Annotated in this window: 18 protein-coding genes and 2 tRNA genes; 13 read left to right on the top strand and 7 right to left on the bottom strand. The window is 35.8% G+C overall.

Annotated elements, in window-relative coordinates:
* Nucleotides 1-221: 221 nt before the first annotated feature.
* On the bottom strand, nucleotides 222-935 hold the full coding sequence (locus AC2A1D_RS11635) for a C40 family peptidase (RefSeq protein WP_484043807.1): 714 nt from the start codon (nucleotides 933-935) through the stop codon (nucleotides 222-224).
* 481 nt (nucleotides 936-1416) lie between these two features.
* On the opposite strand from AC2A1D_RS11635, the gene AC2A1D_RS11630 reads away from it, so the two are divergent.
* The 6 genes from AC2A1D_RS11630 to AC2A1D_RS11605 all read left to right on the top strand — a co-directional run bounded on the left by AC2A1D_RS11630 (nucleotide 1417) and on the right by AC2A1D_RS11605 (nucleotide 9739).
* The gene (locus tag AC2A1D_RS11630; protein WP_484043813.1) at nucleotides 1417-3465 is read left to right on the top strand and encodes a prolyl oligopeptidase family serine peptidase; all 2049 of its coding nucleotides are present in this window, start codon (nucleotides 1417-1419) and stop codon (nucleotides 3463-3465) included.
* Between the two features lie 318 nt (nucleotides 3466-3783).
* On the top strand, nucleotides 3784-5901 hold the full coding sequence (gene scpA / locus AC2A1D_RS11625; RefSeq protein WP_484043806.1) for a methylmalonyl-CoA mutase: 2118 nt from the start codon (nucleotides 3784-3786) through the stop codon (nucleotides 5899-5901).
* Nucleotides 5902-5968: 67 nt separating this feature from the next.
* Nucleotides 5969-6469: a hypothetical protein gene (locus AC2A1D_RS11620; RefSeq protein WP_484043805.1), complete on the top strand. Its 501-nt coding sequence runs from the start codon at nucleotides 5969-5971 to the stop codon at nucleotides 6467-6469.
* Nucleotides 6470-7040: 571 nt separating this feature from the next.
* Nucleotides 7041-8432, top strand: a complete 1392-nt coding sequence (locus AC2A1D_RS11615; protein WP_484043804.1) for an RtcB family protein — start codon at nucleotides 7041-7043, stop codon at nucleotides 8430-8432.
* Nucleotides 8433-8550: 118 nt separating this feature from the next.
* Nucleotides 8551-9249, top strand: coding sequence for a peptide chain release factor H (gene prfH / locus AC2A1D_RS11610; protein ID WP_484043803.1), 699 nt, complete (start codon nucleotides 8551-8553; stop codon nucleotides 9247-9249).
* Nucleotides 9236-9739 (top strand): tetratricopeptide repeat protein, encoded by a 504-nt coding sequence (locus tag AC2A1D_RS11605; RefSeq protein ID WP_484043802.1) that lies wholly within the window; start codon nucleotides 9236-9238, stop codon nucleotides 9737-9739. Before prfH ends, AC2A1D_RS11605 begins: the two co-directional genes overlap by 14 nt.
* A gap of 94 nt (nucleotides 9740-9833) precedes the next feature.
* Here AC2A1D_RS11605 and AC2A1D_RS11600 read toward each other — a convergent pair.
* The 3 genes from AC2A1D_RS11600 to AC2A1D_RS11590 all read right to left on the bottom strand — a co-directional run bounded on the left by AC2A1D_RS11600 (nucleotide 9834) and on the right by AC2A1D_RS11590 (nucleotide 11302).
* Nucleotides 9834-9908, bottom strand: a tRNA-Val gene (locus AC2A1D_RS11600).
* A gap of 33 nt (nucleotides 9909-9941) precedes the next feature.
* A tRNA-Val gene (locus tag AC2A1D_RS11595) sits at nucleotides 9942-10016 on the bottom strand.
* 41 nt (nucleotides 10017-10057) lie between these two features.
* Complete coding sequence (locus AC2A1D_RS11590) at nucleotides 10058-11302, bottom strand: bifunctional folylpolyglutamate synthase/dihydrofolate synthase (RefSeq protein WP_484043801.1); 1245 nt, start codon at nucleotides 11300-11302, stop codon at nucleotides 10058-10060.
* A gap of 98 nt (nucleotides 11303-11400) precedes the next feature.
* Here AC2A1D_RS11590 and AC2A1D_RS11585 point away from each other — a divergent pair, with 98 nt between their 5' ends.
* From AC2A1D_RS11585 to AC2A1D_RS11565, 5 genes are read left to right on the top strand one after another with little or no spacing between them, the layout of a single operon-like run.
* Nucleotides 11401-12747 (top strand): TolC family protein, encoded by a 1347-nt coding sequence (locus AC2A1D_RS11585; RefSeq protein ID WP_484043800.1) that lies wholly within the window; start codon nucleotides 11401-11403, stop codon nucleotides 12745-12747.
* Between the two features lies 1 nt (nucleotide 12748).
* Nucleotides 12749-13339 carry a SprT-like domain-containing protein gene (locus AC2A1D_RS11580; RefSeq protein WP_484043799.1) on the top strand — a complete coding sequence of 197 codons (591 nt, stop codon included), beginning with the start codon at nucleotides 12749-12751 and terminating at the stop codon, nucleotides 13337-13339.
* Nucleotides 13340-13342: 3 nt separating this feature from the next.
* Entirely contained in the window at nucleotides 13343-14425 is a 1083-nt protein-coding gene (locus tag AC2A1D_RS11575; protein WP_484043798.1) for a mannose-1-phosphate guanylyltransferase, read from the top strand.
* A gap of 33 nt (nucleotides 14426-14458) precedes the next feature.
* Nucleotides 14459-15124: a hypothetical protein gene (locus AC2A1D_RS11570; RefSeq protein WP_484043797.1), complete on the top strand. Its 666-nt coding sequence runs from the start codon at nucleotides 14459-14461 to the stop codon at nucleotides 15122-15124.
* On the top strand, nucleotides 15087-15626 hold the full coding sequence (locus AC2A1D_RS11565; RefSeq protein WP_484043796.1) for a GNAT family N-acetyltransferase: 540 nt from the start codon (nucleotides 15087-15089) through the stop codon (nucleotides 15624-15626). The genes AC2A1D_RS11570 and AC2A1D_RS11565 overlap by 38 nt, the downstream gene beginning before the upstream one ends.
* Before the next feature lie 73 nt (nucleotides 15627-15699).
* Here the strand turns inward: AC2A1D_RS11565 and AC2A1D_RS11560 are convergent, their stop codons facing one another.
* Nucleotides 15700-16026: an iron-sulfur cluster assembly protein gene (locus tag AC2A1D_RS11560; RefSeq protein WP_484043795.1), complete on the bottom strand. Its 327-nt coding sequence runs from the start codon at nucleotides 16024-16026 to the stop codon at nucleotides 15700-15702.
* Between the two features lie 15 nt (nucleotides 16027-16041).
* Nucleotides 16042-16737 (bottom strand): 3'-5' exonuclease, encoded by a 696-nt coding sequence (locus tag AC2A1D_RS11555; RefSeq protein ID WP_484043794.1) that lies wholly within the window; start codon nucleotides 16735-16737, stop codon nucleotides 16042-16044.
* 77 nt (nucleotides 16738-16814) lie between these two features.
* Here AC2A1D_RS11555 and AC2A1D_RS11550 point away from each other — a divergent pair, with 77 nt between their 5' ends.
* A complete protein-coding gene (locus tag AC2A1D_RS11550; RefSeq protein WP_484043793.1) occupies nucleotides 16815-17591 on the top strand; it encodes a DUF4382 domain-containing protein in 777 nt (258 codons plus the stop codon).
* A 6-nt stretch (nucleotides 17592-17597) separates the two neighbouring features.
* Here the strand turns inward: AC2A1D_RS11550 and AC2A1D_RS11545 are convergent, their stop codons facing one another.
* Nucleotides 17598-17945 (bottom strand): tRNA-binding protein, encoded by a 348-nt coding sequence (locus AC2A1D_RS11545; RefSeq protein ID WP_484043792.1) that lies wholly within the window; start codon nucleotides 17943-17945, stop codon nucleotides 17598-17600.
* Between the two features lie 106 nt (nucleotides 17946-18051).
* Between AC2A1D_RS11545 and AC2A1D_RS11540 the strand changes: the two genes are divergently transcribed.
* A complete protein-coding gene (locus AC2A1D_RS11540) occupies nucleotides 18052-19587 on the top strand; it encodes a YifB family Mg chelatase-like AAA ATPase (RefSeq protein ID WP_484043791.1) in 1536 nt (511 codons plus the stop codon).
* Nucleotides 19588-19590: the final 3 nt, after the last annotated feature.

The raw sequence follows: 19590 nt of genomic DNA, 5'->3' as shown, positions 1-19590 counted from the left end.
GGATTTTAAGTTGAGGCCGCCTACTCCGCTGTCGTCTGCTTTTACTTTTGAGGATGAAATTATGAATTATCACGCTTTATTACAGTTGATAATCTAAAAAAACAGCTTTACTCTATAATAAGTGATTGCATCAATATAATAAGGACATGAGTAATAATTTAAAATTAGACAAAAAAAAGAGATTGAAAATCAATCTCTTTTTAAATATCAATTATTTATTTTTAAAAATTTTGTGTTGAAGCCTGTGTATCTAATTTTGCGGCAACATTGTAACCTTGTCCGTTTTCATCGATCACCCTTTTTGCAAATCTGAACTTTGGCCCCCAATAAGAATCATTAAGCGAAGAAACCATTACTCCTTTAGAAGTTGCAGCATGAATAAACTTCACCTCACCCTCTTCTGTAATACTTTCTACAATACCTACGTGAGAAATTCTTCTTCCGTGAGAAAAGAAAACTAAATCTCCTTTCTGCAGATCTGTTTTTTCTACGGCTTCTCCTTCTTGAGCTTGTGAAGCTGCTACTCTAGGCAAAGACAAACTTGCGGCAGCACCAAAAACTGAAAGAACAAAAGCTGAACAGTCGATTCCGTTTCTTGATGTTCCTCCATATCTGTAAGGAGTTCCAAGATAAGTTTCTGCTTCTGCCAAAATATTATCTATAACTCTGTTATAATTAATCGCTTTAGCAATTTCAGAATTTTTTATTTTATTTTTTGCATTTGCCAATGCTACTGTATTCTCAGAAATAAAAGAATTGATAAGCTGTTTTTTATCTGCTTCCATTCTTTTGCTTTCAAGAGCTGCAAACTTGGCATCTGTTTTGATATCTTTATTATAAGTATCTGGTTTTGAAACTACATAATTAGTAACACAAGACTGTAAACTTACTGTAGAAATCAGCATCACTAAATACAACAAAACTTTTTTCTTCATATATAAATTATTACCGTGTTAAACGAGTTTTTTATCTTAAAGCATTACAAAAGTATCGATTCACTTTAAAAGGGTTTTGAATTTTGTAAGTAAAAGACCCTGTTTTTAACACACTTTAACACAATTAAGCATTATGTTAAAGCTTTTAAAACCGTATACGCCCATTAAATGGACGTGTTGCGGTTTTTTTCATTAAGGATTTTTAACAAATATCTTAAAAAAGACTCCGAAACACTTAAAACAGGCGAAAAACAGCACATTCTCAAATTTTGAACATTTGTTTTTTTACTAGAATATATACTATATGTATAAATAAGGACACCATTCTTAAAAATACTTCTTCCAAGAGTTTTCATCTTCAACAAAGCCTTTTTTATTATAACAACTTTCTGTATTTTTGGTAAAATCCTTTACAATGAATGTTAAACCTTTCTTATTAACTGCTGGAGTTTTGTTTTCAGCAAATTTTTATGCACAGAAAATGAATTATCCTAAAGCCTTAAAAGGAAAACAAACCGACACTTATTTCGGAACTGCTGTTGCGGATCCGTATCGAGATTTAGAAAACGACTCTGAACCTACCAGAAAATGGGTAGACGAAGAAGTGGCGTTCAGTCAAAATTACTTATCTAAAATTCCTTTCAGAAAAGAAATCATCAAACAATTGACGGATATTTGGAATTACGAAAAGATTGGTGCGCCTTTCAAAGAAGGAGATTATACCTATTATTATAAAAATAATGGTTTGCAAGCACAATCGGTTTTGTACAGAACCAATAGTAAAACGAAAGAGCCGGAAGTTTTTTTAGACCCAAATAAATTTTCAGATAAAGGAACAACGTCACTTGCTCAGTTGTCATTTAATAAAAAAGGAAATTTAGCAGCCTACTCTATTTCTGAAGGCGGAAGCGACTGGAACAAAATCATCATTATTGATGCCATTACAAAAAAACAGATTGATGAAACTTTGGTTGATGTAAAATTCAGTGGAATTTCTTGGCAAGGAGATGAAGGTTTTTATTATTCAAGCTACGATAAACCCAAAGAAGGAACCGTACTTTCAGGAATGACCGATAAGCACAAAGTCTATTTTCATAAATTAGGAACCAAACAATCTGAAGATAAATTGATTTTCGGAGGCGAAAAAACACCTAGAAGATATTTAGGAGCATATGTTTCTGAAGACCAAAGATTTTTAATTATTTCTGCAGCCAACGCAACCAACGGAAACGAATTGTATGTGAAAGATTTAAAGAAAGGGGGCGATTTTGTTCAGATCAATAAAGGTTTCGATATCAATGCAAGTATTGTAGATACGGAAGGAGATAGCCTTTTTATTTTTACCGATAAAGATGCGCCAAATATGCGCTTGGTGAAAACATCTATTCAAAATCCATCTCCTGAAACTTGGAAAAACGTAATCCCAGAAACCGAAAATGTTCTCGGAATTTCTGAAGGGGGCGGTTATTTCTTCGCAACTTATATGATTGATGCGATTGACCAGGTAAAACAATTTGATAAAACCGGAAAACTGATCAGAGAAATTTCACTTCCAGGAAAAGGCAACATTGGTGGTTTTGGCGGTAAAAAAGAAGAAAAAGACTTGTACTACACTTTCAGCAACTACATTACGCCGGGAACTACATATAAATTTAACACAGAAACTGGGCTTTCAGAAGTCTATCAGAAACCTAAAGTAAATTTTAATCCCGAAGATTATATTTCTGAGCAGGTCTTTTACACCTCTAAAGACGGAACGAAGATTCCGATGATGATTAATTATAAAAAAGGGATAAAACTAAATGGTAAAAATCCAACAATTTTGTACTCTTATGGAGGTTTCAACATCAGTTTGCAACCCTCTTTCTCTGTGGTAAATGCAATTTGGATGGAAAATGGCGGCATTTACGCTGTCCCAAACATTCGTGGTGGTGGTGAATACGGTAAAAAATGGCACGATGCAGGAACAAAAATGCAAAAGAAAAACGTTTTTGAAGACTTTATTGCTGCAGGAGAATATTTACAAAAAAAAGGCTACACTTCCAGAGAATACATGGCGCTTTCAGGAAGGTCGAATGGAGGTTTGTTGGTTGGAGCAACTATGACGATGCGTCCCGATTTGGCGAGAGTGGCTTTCCCAGGAGTTGGTGTTTTGGATATGCTGCGATACAATAAATTCACAGCTGGAGCAGGTTGGTCTTACGATTACGGAACGGCGGAAGACAACAAAGAAATGTTCAATTATTTGAAATCTTATTCTCCGGTTCATAATGTAAAATCAGGACCTTGCTATCCTTCAACCATGATTATTACGAGTGACCATGACGATAGAGTGGTTCCGGCGCATTCATTCAAATTTGGTGCAGAATTGCAGGAAAAGCAAAAATGTGCAAACCCTATTTTAGTAAGAATCGAAAAAAATGCAGGTCATGGTGCAGGAAGAGCAACAGACCAAGTCATCAGTGAAAATGCAGATTTGATTTCTTTTGCACTGTATGAAATGGGGATTAGAAAATTGGGTAATAAATAAGTTTTAAAGATTTAGATTAAAATAATAAAAAAAGCGAAGTTGTATCAATACAATTTCGCTTTTTCTTTAACGAGCAAATTGCAGCAGTTTTTATGTTTAAAAACATTTAAGAACGTCAACACCGAAAATCAAAGATTTTCAAAAATAATATGCTCTAAAATACATGCAACCATTTTAACTAAAAACTGATGTGATTCATGTGTAAAAAAAGCTTTCGTCTTGTTCACGGCTCAAGCAAAACATTCAGATTTTCAAAAGTTTAAATTTTCAAAATCATTCGCCAAAATTTCTTACTTTTAAAATCTTAAATATGAAAGAATGAGAAGGGAAATAAAGAACAAAACTCCTCAATTTGATATCACTGAAAATCAGCAGGAAATCTATCAATTTGAAAAAGATGGTCTTGAATTAAAATCAAAATATACGGCGCAAGATATTAAAGACAAAAGCATTGCAGATGCTTCTCCGGGGATTGCGCCTTACCTTCGTGGTCCTTATTCTACGATGTACGTTCAAAAACCTTGGACAATTCGTCAGTACGCAGGTTTTTCTACTGCCGAAGAATCAAATGCATTTTACAGAAGAAATCTCGCAGCCGGACAAAAAGGTCTTTCTGTGGCGTTCGATTTGGCAACGCACAGAGGTTACGACTCCGACCACGCAAGAGTTGTGGGAGACGTTGGAAAAGCTGGTGTAGCCATCGATTCTGTTGAGGATATGAAGATTTTGTTCAACGAAATTCCTTTGGATGAAATTTCGGTTTCCATGACGATGAATGGCGCGGTTTTGCCGATTCTTTCTTTTTATATTGTTGCCGCAGAAGAGCAAGGTGTTTCTCAGGAAAAATTATCAGGAACTATTCAGAATGATATTTTGAAAGAATTCATGGTGCGTAACACTTACATTTATCCACCAACGCCTTCCATGAAAATTATTGCTGATATTTTCGAATATACGTCTAAAAATATTCCGAAATTTAATTCAATTTCAATTTCTGGGTATCACATGCAGGAAGCGGGTGCAACTCCGGTGCTGGAAATGGCTTATACACTTGCAGATGGTTTAGAATACGTAAGAACAGGGATTAAAGCAGGGATGAATGTCGACGATTTTGCACCAAGGTTATCATTTTTCTGGGCAATCGGAATGAATCATTTCATGGAAATCGCAAAAATGCGCGCGGCAAGATATATTTGGGCAACTTTGTTGAAGCAATTTGACCCTCAAAATCCAAAATCTTTGGCTCTAAGAACTCACTCGCAAACTTCGGGTTGGTCTTTAACGGAGCAAGAGCCATTTAATAATATCACAAGAACGGCTATTGAAGCGCTTTCTTCAGCTTTAGGCGGAACTCAGTCTCTTCACACCAATGCTTTGGATGAGGCGATTGCTCTTCCAACAGATTATTCGGCGAAAATTGCGAGAAACACGCAGATTATTCTTCAACAAGAATCTGGAATTTGTGATGTTGTTGACCCAATGGGCGGAAGTAATCTGGTAGAATCTCTTACGCAACAAATGATTGAAGAGGCGATGAAGTACATCGATGAAGTTGAAAAAGAAGGCGGAATGACGAAAGCCATCGAAGCGGGAATTCCAAAAATGAGAATCGAAGAAGCTGCCGCAAGAAAGCAGGCGAAAATTGATAGCAGTGAAGAATTTATTATCGGTGTAAACTCATTTAAATCTGCTTTAAAACAAGAAGAAATAGAAATTCTTGACATTGACAATACGGAGGTTCGTAGAAAGCAAATTGAAAGATTAGACTCAATAAAAGCAACTAGAAATACTGAGGCGGTTAACCAAATTTTAAATGAAATTAGAAATTGTGCTAAGACAGGAAACGGAAATCTTCTAGAATTGTGCATCGAAGCGGCTAGAAGAAGAGTTACTTTAGGCGAAATGAGCGATGCGATGGAAGAATCTTTCGGTCGTTACAAAGCCAACATCAGAACAATACAAGGAGTTTACGCTATGAATGCCAGTAAAAATGAATATTTCGGAAAAGCACTTGAACTTACTCAAAAATTTGAGCAGGAAGAAGGTCGTCGTCCAAGATTAATGGTTGCAAAAATGGGACAAGACGGTCATGACCGTGGTGCAAAAGTTGTGGCAACGGCATTTGCCGACATGGGATTTGATGTGGATGTTGCGCCTTTATTTCAAACTCCGGAAGAAGTGGCAAAACAGGCGGTAGAAAATGATATTCACATTTTGGGTGTGTCAAGTTTAGCGGCTGGTCATAAAACTTTGGTTCCGCAAGTGGTTGAAGAATTGAAGAAACTCGGAGCAGACGATATTACGATTGTAGTTGGAGGTGTAATTCCACAACAAGATTACGAGTTTTTATATGCAAACGGAGCAGATTTTATCTTCGGACCAGGAACCAATCTTCCGAAATGTGCGGTAGAGATTTTGGAGAGGTTTTTAGAATAAATACTAATTGTCTTTTCTGATTTGCACACCATTTGCATTCTCAGCGGTAACCAAAAACAAAATTATTATGGCTTATACAGTAATTTCAGTGTTTCCGCCGGCTGTAGATACCGAGGAAATAAAAACAGAACTTACCAATAACGGATTTTCAGAAGGCGATATTATCGTTTCAAAATCTGTGATTTCGGAAAAATCTTCGGAAGAGTTTGAAGAAGAAGACAAAACAAAACACTTTTGGTCGCATCTTTTTGCAAACGATACAGAAATGCTCGATGCATACACGCAAAAAAGCAGAGGAAATACAACCGTTGTGCTCTACACCAACTCTTTTGATAATGCCCAAAAAGCAAAATCATTGCTCAATGACAAAGGTGCGATAGATATTGTGAGACAAAGAGAAGGTGGCCCCATTCAAAAAGATGCCATCACAATTCCCGAAGATGTAAAAAACGGAATTATCGCAAAAGCTCGACACAATCTATATTTTCTGGGATCAGACCGAGTGTACCATTCCAACATTATTAAAGGAATGGATGATCCGATGGACGATTTAGGCTCCAAAGACTAAAAAAATTGTAAAATACACAGCCTGAATATCTATTCGTATTCAGGTTTTTTTGTGTTTTTTTTCAAAAAAAGTTGTTCGGTTTCAAAAAAATAATATCTTTGCAACTGAAAATCAAGTATAACCAATAAAAAAACAACGAAGCAATGTTCAAATTTAATTTACATTCAACAGTAGGTTTGCCTTTTGCAAAGGCAGGGCTTCGTGGTTTGGTACATTCTTAGAATAACAGTACAATGAAATATCAAAACCCGAAGTCGTAGAGATTTCGGGTTTTTTATTGCGCAATATTTCAAACTCAAAACAGTTTCACCGAAATCATTTTTATTAGGAGCTTTTTCCCGCTGGTAATTTATGCTGAGCGTAGTCGAAGCGCGATATCTTTTTTGCCACGCTTTTTTCAAGCCATCGCAAAAAGGATGTCGTTTCCATCAGGGCTAAAATATACTCCTGTAATAAACCTAACGGGTTTTGAAAGCCCGTTAGCGTTAAAAAATCATCAACTAATAAATTTAGTTGAGAAGTTATTGATGTGGGAAATCATCTCTCATCATTCATCAATTATATTAAAACAATGGGAAATTTAAAACTTAAAGGAAAAGATATATTAAAAATAGGCTATCCAAACAATCAAAGTGTAAATATTGCTTTGGAGGTCATGAAAAGAAATTTTGCAACCAAAAATATACATCATGTAAAATCTCTTTTAAAGGAAATTCTGCAAAATCCAGAAGAATTCGAAAAAGATTTAACCTTCGGACAAATTGCAGAAGCCTTGCTTTCATCCAAGAAAACAGAAAAAAGAATGCTCAATACCAACCGAGCGTCATTTCAGATTTTCGGAAGTCAGATTTCTGAGGAAGCAAAAAACCAACTGTACACCGCTCTGAAACTTCCAATTTCTACGCAAGGCGCTTTAATGCCCGATGCACACAGCGGTTACGGACTTCCAATTGGAGGAGTTTTGGCGGTAGAAAATGCCGTTATTCCGTATGGAGTTGGGATGGATATTGGCTGTAGAATGTCGCTCAGTATTTTAGATACACCTATTTCATATCTTGAAGGAGCAAGAGATAAATACGAAAAAGCTCTTGTAGAACATACCAAATTTGGGATGTACGAAACGCATAAATCTCACAACGACCATGAAATTTTCGAGAGAGATACCTTTCAGATGATTCCAATTTTGAGAAGATTAAAAGGAAAAGCCATTAAACAAATGGGAAGTTCAGGCGGTGGAAACCACTTTGTAGAATTCGGAGAAGTAGAAATTACTGAAGAAGATGAGCAAATTGGGCTACCAAAAGGTAAATATCTTGGAATTCTTTCGCACAGTGGCTCTCGAGGATTGGGTGCAGAGATCGCACAGTATTATTCTCGAGTAGCAACAGAGCAATGTCCGCTACCGAAAGAAGCGCAAAATTTTGCTTGGCTGGACTTGAATACGCATCTCGGTTTAGAATATTGGACAGCCATGAATCTTGCTGGAGATTACGCTTCGGCTTGTCATGACGATATTCACAGAAGATTGGTGAAAGCAGTTGGCGGAAGGGTAAAAGCGAAGATTGAAAACCATCACAATTTTGCTTGGAAAGAAATTCACAACGGAAAAGAAGTGATTGTTCACAGAAAAGGAGCAACGCCCGCCAATGAAAACGAATTGGGAATGATTCCTGGTTCGATGACGGCCAAAGGTTTTATCGTTCGTGGAAAAGGAAATCCAGAATCGCTAAATTCTGCTTCTCATGGAGCGGGAAGAGCCTATTCTAGAGGAGAATGTAGAAGTCTTTTCACACAAAATGACATCAAAAAAGAGTTAAAACTAAAAAATGTGACTTTATTTGGTGGAAATTCTGAAGAAGCACCGATGGCGTATAAAGACATCAACGAAGTGATGAACGCCCAAAGTGATTTGGTGGATATTTTGGGAACTTTTCAACCTCGAATTGTGAGGATGGATAAGTAAATTTTACAGTTTGTCATTCCGACGAAGGAGGAATCTCAATTGAAATCAGAGATTCTTCACTTCGTTCAGAAATCGAAGATTGGACGAAGTCAATGACAACAAAACAAATTCAAAAACAATGGACAAATTAATACAAATAACCTCAGGAAGAGGGCCTTTAGAATGTCAATGGGTTGTTGCCAAAGTTCTGAAAGTCTTCCTAGAGGAAGCAAAACATAATACAATCGATTACGAAATTATTCACCGTGAAAATGGTGATGAAAACCTTACTTTAAAATCGGTTACAATACTTTTAAAATCAAAAAATGCAGAGAGTTTTCTTAGAAATTGGTTGGGAAGCATTTGCTGGATTGGAAAAAGTACATTTAGAAAGCTTCATAAAAGAAGCAACTGGTTTATTGGGGTGTTCGAATTGGAAGGTTTAGAGAAAATCAATTTTAAGGAAAAAGATATTCAGTTTCAAACCACAAGAAGTCAGGGAAGCGGCGGTCAGAATGTGAATAAAGTAAATACAGCGGTTCGCGCGACGCATATTCCGACAGGAGTTGCGGTATTTGCACAAGATTCTCGTTCGCAGTTGGAAAATAAAAAGTTGGCCATCGAAAGGTTGAAAGAGAAAGTTTTGGAGCAAAATATTATTCAACTTCAAAAACAAATGCAAGAAACTTGGAATAATCATCTTAATGTTCAACGAGGAAATCCTGTAAGAACATTTTCTGGAACAAATTTTAAAAAGAATTATGAGGAGAAATCTTTCAAAAAACAAAGAAGTTTTCTCAAAAATGAATTAAAAAACTACAAAAATGACCTTAACTAAAAGTAAATATTATTTTGAAGCATTAGACAACTACCCTTATAGTTTGCCAGATTGCTTAGAAGCGTTAAACTATGCGCTTTCCTACGACCCAGAAGACGCCGATGCATTGTGTTTGATGGGAAGAATGTACAGTGAAATGTTGAATGATTATGAAAAAGCAAAACTGTATTTTGAAGAAGCCATGCAATGCGACATGACGAATCTTAACACGCCCAAATACTATATTAAATGCCTTTTGGATAACGAAGATTTTCAGGAAGCTGAAAAATTAATAGAGTATTCGCTAAGAATGAAAGGGATTGATAAAGCAACTTTACTGTTTTACAGATCTATACTTTCAGAAAAAAGAGGAAGTCTTAAAAATGCAGTAGCGTTTTTAACCCAAGCAGAAAGATATTGTTATTCGGAATACAGTTTAGATACTGTAAAAAGCAGAAAAAAGTTTATAAAATCTAAAATGCCTAAAAAGAAAAAAAAGGAGACAAAATAAGTCTCCTTTTTATATGCAATTTTTCAATTTTGAATTTCTATATTAAAACATTTTTAAAATAAAAAAATCTCTCAGAAATCTGAGAGATTTTTTGTGGGTCCTGAGGGATTCGAACCCCCGACCCTCTGGGTGTAAACCAGATGCTCTGAACCAACTGAGCTAAGAACCCGAATTTTTTTGAAAGGTTTCGTTTCCTTTTCTGTGGGTCCTGAGGGATTCGAACCCCCGACCCTCTGGGTGTAAACCAGATGCTCTGAACCAACTGAGCTAAGAACCCTCTATACTGTTCCCTTGTTTAGAGTGGTGCAAATATACGACTTATTTACAAATCTCCAAATTTTTTTCTAAAAATTCTCCTACAACAAAGTTACTTCCGCCAATAAAAATCATTTCAGAATTTGTACAATTCTGTTTTGCAGCAAGATACGCATCTTGTACAGAATCAAAAATTTTATAAAAAATTTTCGCCTCCTGAAGTAAATTTTCATACTCTTTAGGATGTCTTCCCCTATGAATGGCTGGTTTTGCAAAATAAAACTTAGAATTTATAGGAAGCAAATTCATTACTTCATCAATTTTTTTATCATTCACAAACCCCAAAACCACATGCTTCTGCATATCGATTGAATTCAATTGTGAAAATACATACTCTAGCCCGGCTTGGTTGTGCCCCGTATCGCAGATCGTTAATGGTTCTTTAGAAAACTCAAACCAACGACCAATGAAGCCTGTATTTCGATGCACGTTTAAAAGACCTGTTTCTATATTTTCTTGTGAAATATGATAGTTTTGATTTTTAAGCTCTTCAATTAAAGCTAAAACGACACGAATATTTTTTCTTTGATAATTTCCAGCTAAGTCAGACTTCAACTCTGTTTGCACCGTTGTTGCATCTATAAAAGATGCAGATTCTTTTTCAGCTTTAGTTTTAATAATGTTTTTTACAACTTCATTTTCATCTCCGGAGACGATGGTAATTCCGCTTTTAATGATTCCTGCTTTTTCGGCAGCTATTTCTTCAATCGTATCACCTAAAATATTTTGATGGTCTAGCTGCACATTCGTAATGGCAGAAACCAATGGTTTAATAATGTTGGTTGAATCTAATCTCCCCCCTAAACCTACTTCAATAATCGCCACCTCCACTTTTTGCTGATAAAAATATTCAAAAGCCATGATGGTCGTAAATTCAAAAAAAGAAGGCTTAATATCTTCCGGAAGATTTTTTAGCTTCAAAATAAAATTATAGACAAAATCTCTATCACAATTTTTTCCGTTTACTTTAATCCTTTCGGTAAAATCTATTAAATGCGGAGAATTGTACAACCCTACTTTGTAACCCGCTTCTTGAAGCACCGAAGCCAACATATTACTAGATGAGCCTTTTCCGTTCGTTCCGCCAATATGAATGCATTTTAGCTTTTCTTGTGGATTCCCAAAGAATGCGCAAAGCTTAATAATATTTTCCAACCCTGGTTTATAGGCTTTCTGCCCGTCGATTTGATAGTTTGGCATTTGTACAAAAAGCCACTCTACCGCTTCCTGATATTGCTGATTTGTCATGATACAAAATTCTTGAAAGTTTTTCTAAAATGAAATATAATTTTTGTTCATCTGTAACTTTTTTGCCTTCTCTTCGTCTAATGATGAAAAAAGCTGATATGAAAAAATTTCTCGTTCTTTTCGCAGGACTTTCTGTTTTGAGCCTTAACGCTCAAGAAAAATGGTCGCTGAGAGAATGTGTAGATTATGCCGTGAAGAATAATTTGCAGGTCATTCAGAATGAATATAATAAGCAAAACCAACAAGCCAACCTAAAAATTGCCCAGAAAAACTATCTTCCTTCTGTAAGCGGAAATATGAGCAATAACGTGAGTTTTGGACAGGCTTCTTTAGGAACAACAAGTATCCGAAATGACCGTTTTAACAACTCGGTAAACCTTGGTGCAGACATGTTAGTGTACAATAACGGAAGGCTTGAAAAGACCATTCGAAAGTCAGAATTTGATGTTGAAGCGAGCCAATACGACATTGAAACCATCAAAAATGATATTTCTCTTCAGATTGCGCAGCAATATTTGAACACACTTTTGAATAAAGAGATTGTAAAAATTAATCAAAGTGCTGTTACGAATGCGCAAAAGCAATATGACCGTTCAAAAATCACAACAGATGTAGGAACTACAGCGCAAACTGTTTTGGCGGAAGCAGCAGCTGCTTTGGCGAGAGAAAGACAAAATCTAAAAACAGCGGAAGTAAACGTAAGCAGAAGCCTTTTTGCTTTAGCGCAACTTTTACAGCTTAAAGAATACAAAGATTTTGATGTGGAAGATGTAGAAATTTCAGAATCTCTTACGCCGCAACTTATTTCTGTAGATGAAGTTTTAACAAAAGCCTACGATTATCAGCCGCAAATAAAAGCAGCGGAAAGCAGAATTAAGTCTGCAGAAGCACAAACTTTAATCAGCCGAACTGCATTTTACCCAACTTTAACAGCGAGTATCGGGATAGGAACTTTCTACAACAACCTTATGAACACCGATACTGTTGGTTATGATAGTTTAATGAATCCAATTTATGAAAGAAACCTTTTCGGTCAGTATAAAGATAATTTCGGCCAACAAGCGAGTTTATCTCTTAATGTACCGATTTTCAACAAAGGTATTACCAAAATTCAGGTAGAACAGGCAAAAATTAACGAAAGTATCGCGAAAAACAATTACGAACAGCAAAAGTTTGCCGTAAGACAAAATGTGCAACAGGCACAGTTTGATGCAGATGCTAATTACGAAATTTACATGGCTGCTACAGAAGCAGAGAAAAACAGCAAACTTTCTTTGGATTTTGCCGAGAAAAGTTACACTGCAGGTCGCTCTACAATTTTTGATGTAAATATTGCGAGAAACAACTATGCTAACGCGCAAGGTTCTGTTGCACAGGCGAAATATAATTATTTATTCAGTTTAAAATTATTGAATTTTTATGCGGGAATTCCGCTAAGTTTGTAAAATGTCTATTCAAACGCTGGAAAAATATTTACCGGAAAACTGCAGACCACATTTAAAAAATTGGTTTTCAAAACATAGCATTCATATAAAAATTACACGAGAGAGAAGTTCAAAGCTCGGAGACTACAGAAAAATGCGTGATTCTTCGCACGAAATCACCATTAATTCTACACTTCAGCCTGAACTTTTCTTTTTTGTATTAACGCACGAACTCGCCCATCTCATCGCTTTTGAAAAATACGGAAGAAGAATTTCTCCTCACGGAAACGAGTGGAAACATACTTTCAGGCAAATGCTTTTGGAAAGCATCGACGTATATAGTGAAGACTTGAAACCCATTATTGTAAAATTTTCTAGATCTCCAAAAGCTAATTTTATGGCAAGCCCCGAATTGGTAAAATACTTTCGCTTTGAAAGTGAAGATGATAGTGGTATTTACATAGAAAACATCAATAAAGGAGAGCAGTTTATTTACCGAAATCAACGTTATGTTTTAGAAGGTCTGATTAAAAAAAACTATCTTTGTAAGAACCTCGAAACAGGAAGAAAGTACTCTTTCAGACCTTTGGCGAGGGTACAAAATTGTAGTTAAAAAATGTCAGCATCAAATCAATATTGTGTAATTATGGCAGGAGGTATCGGAAGTCGTTTCTGGCCTCTAAGCACGCAGAAATTCCCTAAACAATTTCAGGATATTTTGGGAACTGGGCGCACCATGATTCAACAAACCTATGACCGAATCAGCAAAATAATTCCTAAAGAAAACATCTTTGTGATTACACACAAAGAATATGTTTCTCTGTCGCACCAACAACTTCCCGAAGTACCTGAAGAAAATATTGTTGGCGAACCATTAATGAAAAATACAGCGGCATGTAATCTTTACATGGCGAACAAAATTGCAGAACTCAACCCAGAAGCTACAATGATTGTGCTTCCTGCAGACCATTTAATTTTAAAAGAAGATATTTTCTTAGAAAAAGCAAAAATCGCTCTAAAACTAGCTTCTGAACAAGATTACCTTGTTACATTAGGAATTACCCCAACAAGACCCGATACAGGATATGGATACATTCAGTTTGTAGACAAAAAAGGAGCAGATTATCATAAAGTAAAAACTTTTACCGAAAAACCAATTTTAGAACTGGCTAAAACATTTCTAGAAAGTGGTGATTTTCTTTGGAACGCAGGTATTTTTATATGGAATGTACAATCTATTAAAAAAGCTTTCGACGAGTTTCTACCGGAAATGACTCAGCAATTTACCTCTTGCGAATACAATGCAGAAAGCGAAAGTAGCTGTGTAGAAATTATTTATCCTAAAATTCAGAAAATATCTATTGATAACGGAATTTTAGAAAAAGCTAAAAACGTGTACGTAATTCCTGCAGATTTGGGCTGGAGCGACCTTGGAACCTGGACTTCTGTTTTCGAAAACAGCGAAAAAGACGACAACAACAACGCAAACCCTCATAAACACTCTTTAACGTATAATGCAGCCGGAAACATTATCCATCTAAAAAACACAAATAAAGCGGTGGTGATAGACGGTTTACACGATTTTATCGTTGTAGATACAGAAAAGGTTTTGTTGATCTGCCCCAGAGAACACGATCAATTGATTAAAGATTATGTTCTGGATCTAAAAAACCTTAAAAAAGGAGATAAATTTATGTAAAAAGTCGGCATTATTTATGCTGCAATTCTGTTTATGAATATTTTAAAAAATACGGCAGCTTTCATCATAATGTTTTTTTCTACCTTCTTTTTTGCGCAAGAAAAGAAGAAGTTTTCTAGCGATCAAAATATTTTGTCGAGAATTATTCCAAACGATCGATATGATTTTTGGGCTTTGGTTTATAATAGCTATGGTAAAGATCAAGAAGTAAAATTTTCGGGCAGCAAGAAAGATTACCTTCCCCAATTTTCGGGCTTCAATATAGCACCAAATGAAGATTCTTTCTTTTATATTGTATATTCTAAAGGTGGAAAAACTAATTACATCACCGAACTCCCTGCACTACAACCCTTTATCGGAAAGATTGATAATGCGGAAGAAGCTGCACTTTCTGCCGTTTTGGAAGGCTATGTTATCGAGCATGAATTTGCAGATTATGCAGCCAATTATTATGAGGATAACAAAAACTATTATTTGGATCTAGGGAAATTAACTTCGAAAGAATGCCCTTATCAAAAGAAACATTTTACATTAAGACTTTCAAAAGCTACGGGAAAAATTGAAGAAGCAAAAGAAAATGGATCTTACATTGAGCTTTATAATAAAAAATGTACGAACAATCCGAGACTTTTAAAACTCGAAAAAAAGGAAGAACCCAAAGATGACCCTAAAAAACAGCCTGCAAAAAAGCGAAAATAACCCGTTTGAAACAGAACGCCTTATCATTCGTCTCATTTCTTTAGATGATGCACAACTCATTTTTGATCTTTACAATATGCCGAGTTTCATTAAATTTATCGGAAACCGAAATATTACCAATCTTGAAGCCGCAAAAAACTATATTGAAAACAGATTTTTTCCTCAAATTGAAAAATTAGGATACGGAAATTATGCTGTCATTTTAAAAGAAGGTAATGTGAAAATTGGCGCAGTAGGAATTTTCGAAAGAGAAGGTTTAGATGTTGCCGATATTGGTTTTTCTGTTTTAGAAGCATTTGAAGGAAAAGGATTGATGTTTGAAGCTTCAAAAAAAATAAAAGACGAGGTGATGCAAAACTTTGGTTTAAAAAAGATTTCCGCAATTACCACAAAAGATAATATTTCGTCTCAAAAACTCATTCAAAAACTCGGTCTTGAGTTTATGAAGTTTGTGACACTTCCTAAGGATGATGAAGAATTGATGTATTTTGAAAGTCAATAGTTTTTTTAAACACAAAAAAAGCTATCATTCTCGTGACAGCTTTTCCTTTATTTTATTTGCTAAATGAATGGTTTTACAACATTCCCAGTTCAAATTTAGCCTCTTCGCTCATCATATCTTTATGCCAACTTGGCTCGAAGGTTAATTCTAAATCTACACTTTTTACGTTTTCAACCTCTGCAACTTTATCTTTTACTTCTTGAGGAAGCGTTTCTGCAACAGGACAATTGGGTGTCGTAAGCGTCATAATAATCTTTACATCGGCATCTTCAGAGATTTGAACATCATAAACCAATCCCAATTCATAAATATCTACCGGAATTTCCGGGTCGTAAACCGTTTTTAAAACTCCTATTATTTCTTCGCCAATATCTGCAATCTGATCGTCTGTAAATTTCATTTTTAATGATTAATCTTAATTTGAGTACCTTTTCAACAAATCTTCCTGACGCATACGTCGGAAAATATTCGCCAAAGTTAAGACATCTTTTTCACAATAGTCTACAATTCTCTGCAAGTCTTTTTCTATGTAGTAAATTGATGAAACCATTGAGCCATCAATATCATCCTTCGGAGTTGGAATTCCGAAAACATGAGCTAGAAGTTCCAAAGAGACAAAACTTTTGTAATCGCCAAACTTCCAAAGCTCCATTGTATCGATATGCGGAATTTCCCAAGGCTTCTTCCCAAACATTTGAAATGGCGATGGTGGCTGCATTCCGTTAATCAAAAAACGTCTTGCAATCCAAGGGAAATCGAATTCTTTCCCGTTGTGAGCACAGAGAATCACATCACGAAGTCGCATACTGTTAAAAATTTCGCCAAATTCTAAGAGAAGCTCTTTCTCATCGTCACCAGAAAAACTTTTGATTTTTAAAGTATCATTTTTCTCCAACATTCCGATGGTAATGCAGATTATTTTACCAAATTCAGCCATAATTCCTGCTCTTTCATAGAAATCTTCGGCAGAAATTTCGTCTTTTCTTTGATGTTTTGTTTTCTTATCCCACAACGCTTGTTCTGCAGGCGACAACTCTTGCCAATCGCCGTATTGAGGGACGGTTTCTATATCGAGAAATAAAATTTTTTCTAAAGGTATATTCTGTATCATCGTTATTTTTTTTCAAATGAAAGGTATGGCATAATATGTGAAATAACAAGACATCAAACCAAACAAAATCCTATTTTATGAAAAAGCTATTAATTTTATGCAGTGGTATTTTTGTACTTAGTTTAGCATCTTGTAGCGAAAATGCAGACGACAACGGTTCTTCAGCCACCTTAAATGTAAGACTTACCGATGGTCCTGCAGATTATGATGCTGTAAATATCGACATTCAAAGAATAGAAATCAACAGCAACGGACAATGGACCGAGCTTAATTTCCCAAATCCCGGGATTTACAATCTTTTAGACTTCAAAAACGGTGCAGATGTTGTTTTAGGACAAGCAATTCTTCCCGCAGGAAACGTTTCTCAGATGAGAATGGTTTTAGGTCCCAACAATTCTATATTGATAAATGGAGTTAGTTATCCTCTTCAAACTCCTTCAGCACAACAAAGTGGTTTAAAATTTAATTGGAATCAAAACCTTGCAGGAAATGGAGCTTATACCGTTTGGATTGATTTTGATGCAGGAAGATCTATCGTAAAGACAGGAAATGGCTCTTATATTCTAAAACCTGTTATCAAAGCTTTCTCTGAGCTTACCAACGGACAAATTAAAGGTTACGTGAAACCACAAAGCGCTAATGCAGTCATTCACGCAATCGTTGCTTCGGATACAATTGCGACGGCAATTCCAAATCCGGACGGATTCTTTATGTTTTCTGGCTTAAACCAAGGAAATTATACCATTTCTTACGACGCAGGCAACACAACAGGATATATGGATGAAAACGCCAATAATATCCCTGTAACTTTCGGACAAATTACTGATCTAGGTATAAAAACACTTAGTCAATAAACGATTTTAGCCGACTGCCAAACCATTTTTAGAAGGAAGTGATGTTGTAAGCAGCGTCACTTCTTTTGTATTCTCACCATACACTCCTAAAACCAAACATTCACTAAAAAAATTAGCAATCTGTTTCTTTGGAAAATTTACAACCGCTAAAATTTGTTTGCCCACTAAATCAGTTTTTTCATACAATGCGGTAATTTGTGCAGATGATTTTTTGATTCCTAAATCTCCAAAATCGATTTCCAATTTATAAGAAGGATTTCTAGCATTCTCAAAATCGGCAACCGAAATAATCGTTCCACATCTAATATCTAATTTTTCAAAATCTGCCCAAGAAATTTCAGGTTTTACACTCATTGTTGAATTTTTTAAACAAAAATATTAAAAATTAAACACAAAAATTCCGTGAAAATACCTCAACATCAATTGAAAAAATTTTTAACTTTACTTAAAACACAGAATAATGTTGATAAAAATTTACGGAAGTGCCATCTTCGGAGTTTCTGCCCAAACCATCACCATAGAAGTAAATATAGACACAGGCGGAGTTGGCTATCATTTGGTTGGCTTACCCGATAACGCAATTAAAGAAAGCAGTTACAGAATTTCTGCGGCACTTAAAAATGTTGGCTACAAAATCCCCGGAAAAAAAATTACCATCAATATGGCTCCCGCAGATTTGCGCAAAGAAGGAGCTGCATACGACTTGAGTATCGCAATGGGGATTCTTGTGGCTTCTGACCAAATTATTGCAGAAAACATCAACGAATACATCATTATGGGAGAACTTTCACTTGATGGAAGTCTTCAGCCGATAAAAGGTGTTTTGCCAATTGCTATTCAAGCGCGGGAAGAAGGTTTCAAAGGTATAATTTTGCCTAAACAGAATACGAGAGAAGCAGCTATTGTAAACAATCTTGACGTTTATGGTGTTGAAAACATTAAAGAAGTGATAGACTTTTTTAACGAAGGAAAACCTTTAGAGAAAACCGTTTTAGACACCCGAAAAGAATTTCAAGAAAAAATAAACCTTTTCCCTTTCGATTTTTCTGAAGTGAAAGGACAGGAAACCGCAAAACGAGCGATGGAAGTTGCTGCAGCGGGCGGTCACAACATTATTTTAATTGGCCCTCCCGGAAGTGGAAAAACTATGTTGGCAAAAAGAGTTCCGAGTATTTTGCCTCCTTTAACATTAAAAGAAGCTTTAGAAACCACAAAAATTCATTCTGTTGCCGGAAAAATGGGCGCAGAAACTTCGTTAATGACTGTGCGTCCTTTTAGAAGTCCGCATCACACGATTTCGGATGTAGCGCTTGTTGGTGGTGGAAGTTATCCGCAACCGGGAGAAATTTCTTTGGCACATAACGGTGTCTTATTTTTAGACGAAATGCCTGAATTTAAAAGAACAGTTTTGGAAGTGATGAGACAACCTTTGGAAGACAGGGAAGTTACGATTTCGAGGGCGAAATTTACTGTAAATTATCCTTCAAGTTTTATGTTGGTGGCATCGATGAACCCAAGTCCGAGTGGATATTTTCCGGATGACCCAAATAATACCTCATCTCAATTTGAAATGCAACGATATATGAATAAACTTTCGGGACCGCTTTTAGACCGAATTGACATTCATGTGGAAGTTCAAAAAGTAGAATTTGAGCAACTTACCGAAAAACGAAAAGGTGAAAAAAGCGAAGATATTCGCCAACGTGTTTTGAAGGCACGCGAGATACAAAACGAACGATATAAAGATTTAAAAATCAGTTACAACGCTCAAATTGGCTCTAGAGAATTAGAAAAATACTGTGAGTTGGATGATGCTTCTTTTAACCTCATCAAAACTGCTATGGAAAAACTAAATCTTTCAGCAAGAGCTTACGACAGAATTCTAAAAGTAGCCAGAACTATTGCCGATTTGGAAGAATCTGAACCTATTCTTTCGCACCACGTTTCTGAAGCGATACAGTACAGAAGTTTGGATAGAGAGTTTTGGAATGTGTAAAAA

It is taken from the genome of Chryseobacterium sp. HNCC26DJ239 (assembly GCF_057180445.1).
This window is presented reverse-complemented; position numbering and strand designations above follow the sequence as displayed.